The sequence below is a fragment of the Brevundimonas sp. Root1423 genome, from assembly GCF_001426805.1.
In genome coordinates, this window is the sequence record NZ_LMFL01000057.1 from 1 (window position 1) to 12485 (window position 12485).

Genomic DNA, 12485 nt, shown 5'->3' on the forward strand with positions numbered 1-12485 from the left:
CGCCGCCGTGCCCGCCATGCTGGATATCCTGGTCCTTGACCGGCACCACCGATTTCGAGAAYCGGCCGTCGGCCCAGGCGGCSGCGGCGCGCTTGTGGCTTTCCATCGAATAGGCGTCGACGTCGTCGCGGCTGAAGCCGTATTTCGAGGCGATCATGTCGGCSGAGACGCCCTGSGGCACGAAATAGGTCGGGAAGGCCGASGASGGRTCSACGGGCCAGGCGCCGCCATCGCTGCCCATGGGGACGCGGCTCATCGCCTCGACGCCGCCGCCGACGGCGAATTCAGCCTCGCCGGACTTCACCTTGGCGGTGGCCATGTTCACGGCTTCCAGGCCCGAGGCGCAGAAGCGGTTGACCTGGACCCCGGCGACGGTCTGGGCCCAGCCGGCGGAGAGGACGGCGGTGCGGGCGATGTCGGCGCCGAGCTCGCCCACGGGGGTGACGCAGCCGAGGATGACGTCGTCGATCCTGGAGGTGTCCAGATCGTTGCGGTCGCGCAGCGCTTCCAGCACCTGGGTGGCCAGGCTGAGGCCGGTGATCTCGTGCAGGGACCCGTCCTTCTTGCCCTTGCCGCGGGGCGTGCGGACCGCGTCGTAGATATAGGCCTCGGCCATGGGTGCGTCTCACATTTGAGCGCCCTGACGCTCGCCACGCGGTGGCTCGCTGCTTGAGGGCGAGGGTGCGGATTGGAAACTCGCTCGCCACAAACCCTACGTTTACGTCAACGTCAAGTAATTTGCCCTCGTGTCGGCTCCAGTGGGCGGTTTCGGAAAAAACACCGTCCAGGTCGTCCAGGTCGTCTGCCCACTGACCGGGCCAGCGGGGATCATGGCAGACGCCTGCGTCAAAAGCGGTCGTAGCGGACGAGGACGCGGTCCGGACTCGGGCCGAAATCACCCTGTTGTGTCCGCTGCCGGGCGCCCCCGGGGGCGAATTCACGAGAACGACTCTCAGCTGACGTGGGTACGGGAACGGTCGCCGTCTCAGGGTCTTAAGCCGCCAGACCCCCCCGCTGACAGGAGACGAGACCATGGCGCAGACCTATGAAGAGATGGACGCGATCGCGATGCTGAAGGCCGACCACCGCAAGGTGGAGGAGATCTTCGCGGCGTTCGAAAAGGCGACCTCGAAATCGAGGAAGCAGGCGCTGGCCGAACAGGCCTGTCTCGAGCTCAAGGTCCACACCGCGATCGAGGAGGAGGTCTTCTATCCGGCCTGCCGCGGCAAGATCGACGAGGACCTGCTGAACGAGGCCTATGTCGAGCATGACGGCGCCAAGCTGCTGATCAACGACATCGAGGCCGGCGGACCGGAAGAGGATTTCTACGACGCCAAGGTCAAGGTGTTGTCGGAAATGATCGAGCACCACGTCGAGGAAGAAGAGATGCGTTCCGAGGGCATGTTCGCCCAGGCGCGCGCCGCCGGCCTCGACATGGACGCCCTGGCCGACGCCATGCGCGCCCGCAAGGCGACCGCGATGGAGGAGTTCCAGGCAGGCAAGCCCGCGGTGACGCTGACGCTGGAAGGCGACGACACCGAAAAGGCGCTGATGGACACGCCGATGGGCGGCGCCGCACGCTGAATAACGGAGACACGGAACGGCGCGGGGGCCGGGACGCTATGTCCCCGCACCTGACCGAGGAAGCCCCATGCGCCGTTCCGTCCTTCTGATTCTGGCCATCCTCCTGCCGGCCGCCTCCGCCTGCGCCGACAGCTATGCGCCGCAGGCTGCGCGGGCGCCGCTGATCGAGCCGGCGTCCCGGTCTGCACGCGAGGTCGTACCCATCGCCCCGCCCCGCAGCTCGCGACCGTCCGACCAGATCGAGACGCGGCTGCTGGCGGCGCACAACGGCGAACGGGCCCGGGTCGGCTCACCGCCGCTGGTCTGGAGCGACGAACTGGAAGCCGAAGCCGGGCGCTGGGCCGAGGCGCTGATCTCCACCGGCCGTTTCGCCCACGACCCCTCCATGCACGGCCATGGCGAGAACCTGTGGAGCGGCTGGGGCGGCCGCGCCTTCACGCCCGAGGACATGGTCGGCGAATGGATCGCCGAGAAGGCGCGATACCGGGCGGGGGTGTTCCCGAACGTCAGCCGCACGGGGAACTGGGTCGACGTGGGCCACTACACCCAGCTGGTCTGGAGCGGCACGACCCATGTCGGCTGCGCCATCGCCTCGCGAGCTGATCGCTCGGTTCTGGCCTGCCGCTATGCGCCGCCCGGAAATGTCGATGGCGGCCGGGCATATTGAAGCCCTCTGCTTTCCGCGAAGCGGGAGCATTGGGAGTTTCGTCGCAAAGGACACGAAGGGGTTTGCGCCTGGCGCCGATGCCTTTGTGTCCTTCGTGACTTCCTTCGTGCTCTTCGTGATCAACCCGCCGCTCTCAAGCCCGGCTGCGCCGGGGAAAGCGAACCCGGAATCTAGCCGACGTAGCCGGCCTGCATCAGTTCGGCGATGTGGACGATGGCGACGGGTCGGTCGGCCTCGACCACCAGCAGGGTGGCGATCCTGTTTTGCGTCATCAGGTCGACCGCATCGCTCATACGGGCGTCGGGGCCGATGACCTTGGGTCGCGGGCTCATGACGTCGGCGGCGGTCAGGCCGTTGAGGTCGCGCGAGAAGGCCCGGCGGATGTCGCCGTCGGTGACGATCCCGGCCAGTGTCCCGTCCCCGGCCAGCACCGCCGCCGCGCCCTTGCGGCCCTCGGTGATGGCGGAGACCACTTCGGCGAAGGTGGCCGTGAGCGGGACCGTCGCCGGCGCCGGCGGGCGATCGCCCATCCAGTCGCGCACGCTCTGCAGGCTCATGCCCAGCTTGCCGCCGGGGTGGTGCAGACCGAAGGCCTCGGCGGTGAAACCGCGCCGGTCCATCAGCACCATGGCCAGGGCGTCGCCCAGGGCCAGGGTCATCAGGGTCGAGGTCGTGGGGGCAAGGCCGTTCGGGCAGGCTTCGGCCACCTGCGGCATGGTCAGGCAGACGGCGGAGGAGCGGCCGAGGAAGCTGTTGGGGCGCTGGGTCAGGCCGATGACGGGAATGCCCTCGCGCTGGCAGTAGATCAGGGGATCGCGCAGCTCCCGGCTCTCGCCCGAGTTGGAGATGGCCAGCAGGGTGACGTCCTTGCGGAGCATGCCCAGGTCGCCATGGCTCATCTCGGCCGGGTGGACGAAGAAGGCGTTGGTTCCGGTGGAGGCGAGGGTGGCGGCGATCTTGCCGCCAATATGGCCCGACTTGCCCATGCCGGTGACCACGACATAGCCGGGGCGGGACAGGATGATCTCGCAGGCGCGGGCGATGCTGTCGTCGAGCCCGGTTTCCAACGCCTGAAGGGCGGCGATGTTGAGCCGGATCACGTCGCGCGCCCGGGCGGTGATGGCGGCGGGCTCGGCGGGCAGGGCGGGGGTGGCGTCGGTCATGAGGCGGAATTGGCCTATCCGGGCGGGTTTCACAACGTCTCCGCCGGGCCCGAGGCATGCTGCAATGCGAAGAAAAGCTTCACCTTGAGACAACCAACCCGGCGCCGATGCGTTGACAGGCGCATGGGGACGTCGAACCAGAACACCGCCGCCGTGAAAACGGCCGCCGAAGCCATGCCGCACCTTCCGAAACCGTCCACGCGCCTGCGCCGGCCCGCCTTGTTTCTCGATCTGGACGGCGTGCTGGCCCCCCTGGCCCCGACACCGGACGCCGTGATCCCGAATGCGCGTCGGACAGCGGTGCTCAAATCTCTGGCGCACCGGCTCGGCGGACGGGTCGCCATCGTCAGCGGCCGGACGATCGCCGAGATCGACCGCATCGCCGAAACGGCCCTGACCCCGGCCTCGGGCGTGCACGGGCTGGAGCGGCGCCGCGCTGATGGCTCCCTGACACGGGCGAAGGCCGATCCGGGGGTGCGCGACGCGGTGGCCGCCTTCGAACGGTTCGCCGAGACCCGTCCCGGCACCATCGTCGAGGACAAGGCGGTCTCCGCCGGCCTGCATTTCCGCGGCGCCCCCGCCGAGGCCGGCGCCGCCGGGGCCCTGGCCGAACGTCTGGCGGACGAAACGGGCCTGACCCTGCAGGCCGGCCACCTGGTGATCGAGCTGAAGACCCCGGGCTCCGACAAGGGCAAGGCCCTGACCGCCTTCATGCAGGAGCCCCCGTTCGCGGGCGCCGTGCCTGTCATGCTGGGCGACGACCTGACGGACGAACACGGATTCGAGGCGGCCGCGGCCCTCGGCGGGTTCGGCGTTCTCGTCGGGCCGCCGCGAGACTCCGCCGCCCGTTATGGATTGCCCGACGTGGACGCCGTCCTCGCCTGGCTGGAGGCCGTCGAGGAGACGTCATGACCCCGAACCTCGACCTCGCCCCCGTCGGCAACTGCTCCATCAGCGCCCTGATCGACCGCAACGGGCGCTATGTCTGGGCCTGCGCGCCGCGCGTGGACGGGGATCCGGTGTTTTCGGCCCTGATGGACGGCCTCGATCCCGAGCACGGATTCTGGGATGTGGAGCTGGAAGGCCAGGCGACGGTCGAGCAGGCCTATATCCGCAACACCCCGGTGCTCCGGACCGTCCTGACGGCCGTGGACGGCGCGTCTGTCGAGATCATCGACTTCGCTCCGCGCCACCCGAAACATAGCCGGACCTACCGCCCGCTGGCGTTCGGGCGGATCGTGCGACCCCTGAGCGGATCGCCGCGTATCCGCGTGCGCCTGCGCCCATCCGCCGACTGGGGGGCGCGCCGGGCGGAGACGACCAACGGCTCCAACCACATCCGCTATCTGTGCACCGATGTGACCTTCCGGCTGACCACCGACTGCCCGGTGTCCCATATCCTCAACGAGCGGGTGTTCCGGCTGGAGCGGCCGCACGCCTTCTTCCTCGGACCCGACGAGGGCTACGATCAGGATGTCGGTCCCGGCGTTTCGGCGGCGCTCGACCGAACCGTCGCCTATTGGCAGGACTGGGTCCGCACCCTGTATCTGCCGCTGGACTATCAGGAGGCGGTGATCCGGGCCGCGATCACGCTGAAGCTCTGCGCCTACGAGGAGACGGGCGCGATCGTCGCGGCCATGACCACCTCGGTGCCCGAATTTCCCGAGAGCGGACGCAACTGGGACTATCGGTACTGCTGGATCCGCGACGCCTACTATGTGGTGCGGGCTCTGAACCGGCTGGGCGCGGTCGACCTGCTGGAAAACTATCTCGGCTATCTGCGCAACCTGGTCGACGCCTCGGCCGGCGGTCACGTCCAGCCCGTCTATGGCGTGGGTCTGGAAGAGGATATCGACGAGCGGATCACGGAGTCGGTCGAGGGCTACCGCGGCATGAAGCCGGTGCGCATCGGCAACCAGGCGCGGGAGCACCTGCAGCACGACGTCTATGGCCAGATCGTCCTGCCGCTGGTTCAGACCTTCTACGACCAGCGGCTGCTGCGCCCCGGCACCATCGAGGACTTTCACGCCCTGGAGAAGGTCGGGGACCGCGCCTTCGCCATGCACGACCAGGTCGACGCCGGCCTGTGGGAGTTCCGCACCATCGCCCGGGTCCACACCTACTCCTCGGTCATGTGCTGGGCCGCCTGCGACCGGCTGGCCAAGGCGGCCGATCATCTCGGCCTGGCGGAGCGGGCCGGGATTTGGGGCGAGCGGGCCGGCATCATCCGCGAACGGATCGAGCGCGAGGCCTTCGTCGAGGACGAGGGACGGTTCGCGGCCAGTTTCGGCAACCGCGAGCTGGACGCCTCACTGCTCCAGCTCACCGACCTCGGCTTCCTCGATCCGCGGGACCCGCGCCAGGTCAGGACCTTCGAGGCGATCGAGCGCGATCTGAAGAAGGGCCCCTACCTGTTCCGCTACATCGAGCCCGACGATTTCGGCGAGCCCGAGACGGCCTTCAACTTCTGCACCTTCTGGTTCATCGAGGCCCTCTATCTGAATGGCCGGACCGAGGAGGCGCGCGAGATCTTCGAGGAAATGCTGAGCCGCCGAACCCACGCCGGCCTGCTGTCCGAAGACCTGTCCCTGAACGACAAGGAACTGTGGGGCAACTACCCCCAGACCTATTCCCTGGTCGGCATCATCAACTGCGCCGTCCTGCTGAGCCGTTCCTGGACTGCCGCGCGATGACGCCGTTCGGGAAATCGCGAAGCGACCTGAAGGCGAAGGGAGCCGTTGACCGCCGATGAGCCGCCTGATCGTCGTTTCCAACCGGGTGTCGGCCCCCAAGGACCCCGCCGCCGGCTCGGCGGGCGGCCTGGCCATGGCGCTGTCGGCGGCGCTGCGGAAATACGACGGCCTGTGGTTCGGCTGGTCCGGCGAGACGGTCGAGCAGTTCACCGGCGAGCTGAAGATGGAGAACCGCGCGGGTGTCACCGTCGCCCTCGTCGACCTGGAGGCCCAGGACGTCGATGAATATTACAACGGCTACGCCAACAAGACCCTGTGGCCGCTGTTCCACCATCGCGTCGACCTGACGGCCTACGAGCGGTCGTACGGCGAAGGGTACGAACGGACCAACGCGCGGTTCGCCGACGTCCTTGCGCCCCTGATCCAGCCCGACGACGTGATCTGGATCCACGACTATCACATGATCCCCCTGGCCCGGGACCTGCGGCGCAGGGGAGTGAAGAACCGGATCGGCTTCTTCCTGCACGTGCCCTGGCCGGTGCGTCAGCTGCTCGTCACCCTGCCGCACCACCGGCGCCTGGTGGAGACGATGTTCGACTATGACCTGATCGGCTTCCAGACCCGCGAATGGCTGGACCTGTTCCGCGACTATGTGGCGGCCGAGCCCGGCGTGCACGGCAAGCTGCTGCCGAATGACGCGCTGGAGGCCTTCGGCAAGACGGTCCAGACCGGCGTCTTTCCCATAGGCATAGACGTCGAGGGCTTCATCGCCGCTCGCAACTCGGTCCAGGGAAACCGGACATACGATCGGATGGCGGCGTCGGCGGCCTTCCGTTCCCTGATCGTCGGGGTCGACCGGCTGGATTATTCCAAAGGGCTGGAAGAACGGCTGCTCGGCTATGAGCAGTTTCTGGAAACCAACCCCGACATGCGGTCCCAGGTCCTGTTGCTGCAGGTCACGCCGATCTCGCGAGATGAGGTGGATGCCTACCAGGATATCCGGGGGCGGCTGGACGCCCTGGCCGGCCGCATCAACGGCGAATACGCCGAGATGGACTGGCAGCCGATCCGCTATCTGAATCGCACCTATCGCCGGGATCAGCTGGCCGGCATCTATCGCGCGGCTCGCGTCTGTCTGGTGACGCCCCTGCGCGACGGCATGAACCTGGTCGCCAAGGAATATGTCGCGGCCCAGAATCCGGACGACCCCGGCGTGCTGGTGCTGTCGCGGTTCGCCGGAGCGGCCGAGCAGATGGGCGAGGCCCTGCTGGTCAATCCGTTCAGCCGCGAGGAGATGTCCGACGCCATCAAACGGGCCCTGACCCTGCCCCTGGCCGAGCGCAAGCGGAAATGGAAATGCCTGATGCAGGTCGTGCGAGACACCGATGTCGGCATCTGGCGTGACGACTTCGTCTCGACCTTGCGGGCCATCGAACGCCCGGCGGACGGCGGCGACCGGCCGGCCGCCGCCCCTTCCTCCGATCAGGCGGCCTGAACGGCCCCGGGCAGGACGCCGTCCTTCGCCAGGGCGCGCGCATTGGCGGGCCGGTTCAACGACCGCTCCAGCCAGGCGTCGATCAGGGCGCTCCCGGGGACGTAGTCGCGGGCCCATGCGACAGCCGATGCGATCATCACATCCACGGCGGTGAACCGGTCGCCCATCAGATAGGGCCCCGTCGCCAGCGCGGTCAGCAGGCGCGCGACGGCGGCGTCATGGCGGGCTTTCGCGTTCGGGTCGGTCTCGGCCGCGCCGCTGATCTTGTCCCAGAAGGCCGGCTCCATCTCGCCCGCCGTCCAGGCCAGCCAGGTCACATAGGCGGCGCGACCCGCCGAACCGACCGGCGCGCCCAGGTTCGCTTCCGGGTGCAGGTCCGTGAGGTAGAGGGCGATCGCGGCCGACTCGGTCACCAACGCCTCATTGTGAAGAAGGGCGGGAACCTTGCCGTCGGGGTGCGGATTGGCCGGATCACGAGCTCCGGACAGGGTCATGGCGCGGAAGATGTCGACAGGGCGGATGTCATAGTCGGCGCCGATCTCCTCCAGCAGCCAGACGATACGGCCGGACCGCGACTGCGGCGCATGGAACAGGGTGAGCATCGAGACCTCCCGCATATGACGGCCCCTCGCCGCCGACAGGAAGTTGACTACTGCCACCCTGCTGACGGCATGGTGTCAGCAGGCGTCATCCAGGGTGGGCGAAATGAGACGCGCCGACCGACTGTTCCAGATCATCCAGGTGCTGCGCCGGTCCGCGAAACCGGTGACGGCCGACGCCATCGCGGCCGAGCTGGAGACGTCGAAACGCTCCATCTATCGCGACATCGCCACCCTGATGGGCCAGCGCGTGCCGATCCGGGGCGAGGCGGGGATCGGCTATGTGCTGGACGGCGGGTTCGACATGCCGCCGCTGATGCTGACCTCGGACGAGGTCGAGGCGGCGGTGCTGGGCGCGCAATGGGTGGCGGGGCGCGGCGATCCGGCCCTGGCGCGCGCCGCCCGCGACCTGATCGCCAAGATCGCCGCCACCGTGCCGGAAAAACTGCGCCCGGTGATTCTGGAGCCGGCGGTGGCGACGCCGCCGGCGTGGCAGCACGAGATCGAAACGCTTGACCTGGGCCGCGTCCGCGCCGCGATCCACGCGGGCCGGAAGCTGCGGCTGCGCTACGCCGACGAACAGGGTCAGGAGACCCTTCGGATCATCTGGCCGTGCCTGGTCGGCTATCGCGAAACAAAGCGCCTGCTGGTCGGCTGGTGCGAGACGCGCGAGGATTTCCGCACCTTCCGCACCGACCGGGTGGTGGAGGTCGATTTTCTGGAGGACCGCTACCCGGGCCGCCCCGCCGTGCTGCGCGCGCGGTGGTTCGCCCTGATGGAGGCCCGACGCGCCGAATGGGAGGCGCAATGCGCCGAAGCCGGCGCTCCGGCTCCGGAGACCCCGGCCGCGCCACGCCCGCAGGGCGGGTGCGGCTGATCCGTCAATAGATCTCGAACAGACCGGCCGCGCCCATGCCGCCGCCGATGCACATGGTGACGACGCCATATTTCGCGCCGCGGCGCTTGCCCTCGATCAGGACGTGGCCGGTCATCCGCGCGCCCGACATGCCGTAGGGGTGGCCGATCGAGATGGCGCCTCCCGAGACGTTGAGCCGCTCGTCCGGGATGCCCAGCCGGTCGCGGCAGTAGAGCACCTGGACGGCGAAGGCCTCGTTCAGCTCCCAGATGCCGATGTCGTCGACCGTCAGGCCGTGCCGTTCCAGCAGGCGGGGCACGGCGAAGACCGGGCCGATGCCCATCTCGTCGGGCTCGCAGCCGGCGACCGCCATGCCGCGATAAGCCCCCAGCGGCGTCAGGCCGCGCCGTTCGGCCTCCTTCGCCTCCATGAGGACGCTGGCCGAGGCCCCGTCCGACAGCTGGGAGGCGTTGCCGGCGGTGATGAACCGGCCCTCGGCGATCGCCTCGCCGCCGCCGAACACCGGCTTGAGCGACGACAGGCCGTCCAGGGTGGTGTCCGGACGGTTGCCCTCGTCCTTGGACAGTCTGACTTCTTGCGGGGAGGCCTGGCCCGTGGCCTTGTCCATCACCTGCATGGTGGCGGTCATGGGCGCGATCTCGGCGTCCAGCCGGCCCTCGGCCTGGGCCACGGCGGTGCGCTGCTGGGACTGGAGGGCGTATGCGTCCTGGGCCTCGCGGCTGATTCCGTAGCGGGCGGCGACGACCTCGGCGGTCTCGAGCATCGACATATAGATGTGCGGCTGCAGCTTCAGCAGGTCCGGGTCGCGCAGGCGGAACAGGTTCATGTTCTGGTTCTGCACCAGCGAGACCGACTCCAGCCCCCCGCCGACGGCGACGACCTGGCCGTCGTGGATGACCTGTTTCGCCGCCGTGGCGATGGCCATCAGGCCCGAGGCGCACTGGCGGTCGAGGCTCATCCCCGCCGTCGTCACCGGCAGGCCGGCCGCAAGCGCCGATTGTCGCGCCACATTGGTGCCGGTCGAGCCCTGCTGCAGGGCCGCGCCCATGACCACGTCCTCGATCTCGGCCGGATCCACGCCCGAACGGGCGACGGCGTGACGGATGGCGTGGCCGCCCAGCTGCTGCGCCTGGGTGTCGTTGAAGGCGCCGCGATAGGCGCGTCCGATCGGCGTGCGGGCGGTGGAGACGATGACGGCTTCGCGCATGGGCGATGCTTTCCTTGCTGGGGCGCTGACGCTCGCGACGCGGTCGCTCGCGGCCTGGGCGCGGCTGTGGCGCCAACCCTAGGCCCCTGCCGTGGGGTCAAGGCAAGAGGTCAGCCCGTGGCTTGCTGGGCTTTTGTCAGTTCGATCATGCCCTGGGCCGCGCCCATCTCCGGGACGATCTCGCCGGTGCGGTCGGAAATCTCGGCGAAACGGGCCGCGACCTGTTCGGGCGCGTCCTCGCCCACGGCGCGGATGCCCTGGGTCAGGGTCACATAGGCGCGCTCGAAGCCGCCGGCGCCCGCCGTCAGGATGCAGCGGCTGGGGGCGTCGTCGCTGACGAGGTACAGCAGGCCGGGCGACACCGTCTCGGGTCCGAGCAGGTCCAGCGGCAGGCGCGCGCCGAGGTCCTCGGTCATCCGGGTGTGGGCCGTCGGCGCCAGGCAGTTGACGCGGATGTCGTTCTTCGCCCCTTCGATCGACAGGGTCTGCATCAGCCCGACCAGGGCCATCTTGGCCGCGCCGTAGTTGGACTGGCCGAAATTGCCGTACAGGCCCGAGGACGAGGTGGTCATGACGATGCGGCCGTAGTTCTGCTCCCGCATGATGTCCCATACCGCCCTGGTGCAGTGGACCGCCCCCATCAGGTGGACGTCGACGACGAAGCGGAAATCCTCCAGCTCCATCTTGGCGAAGGTCTTGTCGCGCAGGACGCCGGCGTTGTTGACCAGGATGTCGACCCGACCCCATTCGGCCATCGCGGCCTGGACCATGGCCTCCACGGCGACGGCGTCGGTGACCGAGGCGGCGTTGGCGATGGCCGCGCCGCCCATGGCCCGGATCTCGGCCACGACCGATTCCGCCGCCGTCGCCGATCCGCCCGAGCCGTCACGGGCCCCGCCGAGATCGTTGACCACCACCTTTGCGCCGCGTTTGGCCAGGGCCAGGGCGTGTTCCCGCCCCAGACCGCCTCCGGCCCCCGTAACGATGGCCACCCGGCCGTCAAACCCAATAGCCATGTCGCGCTCCTCGTCTCAGGGGGTCTTTCCTAGCAGGCGTTTCGTTTCGGGAAAGCCTGGCCAATGTGTTGAAACGGCGCCACAGTCGCCGCATTCGTAGCCAAAATCGGGAACCGCGACCGTACATTGTCGTTCGGCCTCGGGAGCGTCCCGTATACATGGGGCTTCGGGCAAACAACGAGCATGAGGGATATGATGAAGGTGAAACTTCTCGCCGGCGTCGCGATGGCGGGGCTGCTTGCAGCCGGCGCAGCGGCGGCCGAGCCGAACGGCTGGTATGGGGCGATTGACGCCGGCTACCACACGTTGGGCGACGTAGAGACGATCTCGCAGACGACGTCNGCCGGCGCAGCGGCGGCCGAGCCGAACGGCTGGTATGGGGCGATTGACGCCGGCTACCACACGTTGGGCGACGTAGAGACGATCTCGCAGACGACGTCGGCTGCGTTCGACATCGGGACGGAAGGCGACTGGGCCGCGTTTGCGCGTCTGGGCTACCGGTTCGACCAGAACTGGCGCGTTGAGCTCGAGGGCGGCTATCGCCAGAACGACATCGAGATGATCGATCGTCCGGGTCCCGGCGGCGTTCCGCGCGGCGTGTGCAACGTGGTTSCGGCCTCGGGCTCCTGCCTGGCGCCGGACGGCGAGCTCAAGGCCGCCACCCTGATGATGAACGTGCTGTTCGACTTCGGCAACGAAGGCGACGCCCTGCGTCCGTTCCTCGGCCTCGGCGCCGGCGTGAACCGCGTCGACACCAACTTCATCGGCACCTTCGCCAACGCCCGCACCGTGGGTGTCGGCGCTGACGACAGCTCGACCAAGCTGGCGGCGCAAGGCATCGCCGGCCTGGCGTGGGCGATCAGCGATCGCGCCCACCTCGACCTGACCTACCGCTACCTGGTGTCGAACATGGAGTTCAACACCTTCACCTCGACGGCGGCCTCGGCCATCGGTCCCTTCCAGGGCCGTTATGACGACAGCCACACCGTGACCCTGGGCCTGCGCTATGCGTTCGGCGCCGACGAGCCGGCCTATATCCCGCCGCCGCCGCCGCCCCCGCCCCCGCCGCCCCCGCCGCCGCCGCCCCCGCCGCCTCCGGTGGCCCAGGTTCCGGCCGCGCGTGAGTTCGTGGTCTACTTCGACTGGGATCGTTCGGACCTCACGGCCGAAGCCTCGTCGGTGGT

General features: G+C 68.8%; 11 protein-coding genes and 1 pseudogene. 7 read left to right on the forward strand and 5 right to left on the reverse strand.

What is annotated here, in order from left to right:
- A partial coding sequence (locus ASD25_RS26265; protein ID WP_304439668.1) for a beta-ketoacyl synthase N-terminal-like domain-containing protein occupies positions 1-616 on the reverse strand: 616 nt, incomplete at its 3' end.
- 416 nt (positions 617-1032) lie between these two features.
- On the opposite strand from ASD25_RS26265, the gene ASD25_RS26270 reads away from it, so the two are divergent.
- Both ASD25_RS26270 and ASD25_RS26275 read left to right on the forward strand, forming a co-directional pair.
- Positions 1033-1584 (forward strand): hemerythrin domain-containing protein, encoded by a 552-nt coding sequence (locus ASD25_RS26270; RefSeq protein ID WP_055829779.1) that lies wholly within the window; start codon positions 1033-1035, stop codon positions 1582-1584.
- A gap of 67 nt (positions 1585-1651) precedes the next feature.
- A complete protein-coding gene (locus tag ASD25_RS26275; RefSeq protein ID WP_082560089.1) occupies positions 1652-2251 on the forward strand; it encodes a CAP family protein in 600 nt (199 codons plus the stop codon).
- 170 nt (positions 2252-2421) lie between these two features.
- Here the strand turns inward: ASD25_RS26275 and ASD25_RS26280 are convergent, their stop codons facing one another.
- Positions 2422-3414 (reverse strand): SIS domain-containing protein, encoded by a 993-nt coding sequence (locus ASD25_RS26280; RefSeq protein WP_055829777.1) that lies wholly within the window; start codon positions 3412-3414, stop codon positions 2422-2424.
- Positions 3415-3537: 123 nt separating this feature from the next.
- Between ASD25_RS26280 and otsB the strand changes: the two genes are divergently transcribed.
- From otsB to ASD25_RS26295, 3 genes are read left to right on the forward strand one after another with little or no spacing between them, the layout of a single operon-like run.
- The gene (otsB, locus tag ASD25_RS26285; RefSeq protein ID WP_235561735.1) at positions 3538-4326 is read left to right on the forward strand and encodes a trehalose-phosphatase; all 789 of its coding nucleotides are present in this window, start codon (positions 3538-3540) and stop codon (positions 4324-4326) included.
- On the forward strand, positions 4323-6107 hold the full coding sequence (locus tag ASD25_RS26290) for a glycoside hydrolase family 15 protein (protein WP_055829773.1): 1785 nt from the start codon (positions 4323-4325) through the stop codon (positions 6105-6107). The genes otsB and ASD25_RS26290 overlap by 4 nt, the downstream gene beginning before the upstream one ends.
- Before the next feature lie 55 nt (positions 6108-6162).
- Positions 6163-7602, forward strand: a complete 1440-nt coding sequence (locus ASD25_RS26295) for a trehalose-6-phosphate synthase (protein ID WP_055829771.1) — start codon at positions 6163-6165, stop codon at positions 7600-7602.
- Here ASD25_RS26295 and ASD25_RS26300 read toward each other — a convergent pair.
- Positions 7590-8204, reverse strand: a complete 615-nt coding sequence (locus ASD25_RS26300) for a glutathione S-transferase family protein (RefSeq protein ID WP_055829891.1) — start codon at positions 8202-8204, stop codon at positions 7590-7592. The genes ASD25_RS26295 and ASD25_RS26300 overlap by 13 nt on opposite strands.
- A 103-nt stretch (positions 8205-8307) precedes the next feature.
- Here ASD25_RS26300 and ASD25_RS26305 point away from each other — a divergent pair, with 103 nt between their 5' ends.
- A complete protein-coding gene (locus ASD25_RS26305; protein ID WP_055829889.1) occupies positions 8308-9078 on the forward strand; it encodes a YafY family protein in 771 nt (256 codons plus the stop codon).
- A gap of 4 nt (positions 9079-9082) precedes the next feature.
- Here the strand turns inward: ASD25_RS26305 and ASD25_RS26310 are convergent, their stop codons facing one another.
- Both ASD25_RS26310 and ASD25_RS26315 read right to left on the reverse strand, forming a co-directional pair.
- On the reverse strand, positions 9083-10285 hold the full coding sequence (locus ASD25_RS26310; RefSeq protein WP_055829769.1) for an acetyl-CoA C-acyltransferase: 1203 nt from the start codon (positions 10283-10285) through the stop codon (positions 9083-9085).
- A gap of 110 nt (positions 10286-10395) precedes the next feature.
- Complete coding sequence (locus ASD25_RS26315; RefSeq protein ID WP_055829767.1) at positions 10396-11301, reverse strand: SDR family NAD(P)-dependent oxidoreductase; 906 nt, start codon at positions 11299-11301, stop codon at positions 10396-10398.
- Positions 11302-11643: 342 nt separating this feature from the next.
- On the opposite strand from ASD25_RS26315, the pseudogene ASD25_RS26320 reads away from it, so the two are divergent.
- Positions 11644-12485 (forward strand): annotated as a pseudogene (locus ASD25_RS26320) (outer membrane protein); the annotation flags it as partial.

Coding starts and splice junctions, on each gene's coding strand:
- ASD25_RS26310 (WP_055829769.1), bottom strand. CDS start 10,285: ATGCGCGAAGCCGTCATCGTCTCCACCGCCCGCACGCCGATCGGACGC.
- ASD25_RS26290 (WP_055829773.1), top strand. CDS start 4,323: ATGACCCCGAACCTCGACCTCGCCCCCGTCGGCAACTGCTCCATCAGC.
- otsB (WP_235561735.1), top strand. CDS start 3,538: ATGGGGACGTCGAACCAGAACACCGCCGCCGTGAAAACGGCCGCCGAA.
- ASD25_RS26275 (WP_082560089.1), top strand. CDS start 1,652: ATGCGCCGTTCCGTCCTTCTGATTCTGGCCATCCTCCTGCCGGCCGCC.
- ASD25_RS26270 (WP_055829779.1), top strand. CDS start 1,033: ATGGCGCAGACCTATGAAGAGATGGACGCGATCGCGATGCTGAAGGCC.
- ASD25_RS26305 (WP_055829889.1), top strand. CDS start 8,308: ATGAGACGCGCCGACCGACTGTTCCAGATCATCCAGGTGCTGCGCCGG.
- ASD25_RS26295 (WP_055829771.1), top strand. CDS start 6,163: ATGAGCCGCCTGATCGTCGTTTCCAACCGGGTGTCGGCCCCCAAGGAC.
- ASD25_RS26280 (WP_055829777.1), bottom strand. CDS start 3,414: ATGACCGACGCCACCCCCGCCCTGCCCGCCGAGCCCGCCGCCATCACC.
- ASD25_RS26300 (WP_055829891.1), bottom strand. CDS start 8,204: ATGCTCACCCTGTTCCATGCGCCGCAGTCGCGGTCCGGCCGTATCGTC.
- ASD25_RS26315 (WP_055829767.1), bottom strand. CDS start 11,301: ATGGCTATTGGGTTTGACGGCCGGGTGGCCATCGTTACGGGGGCCGGA.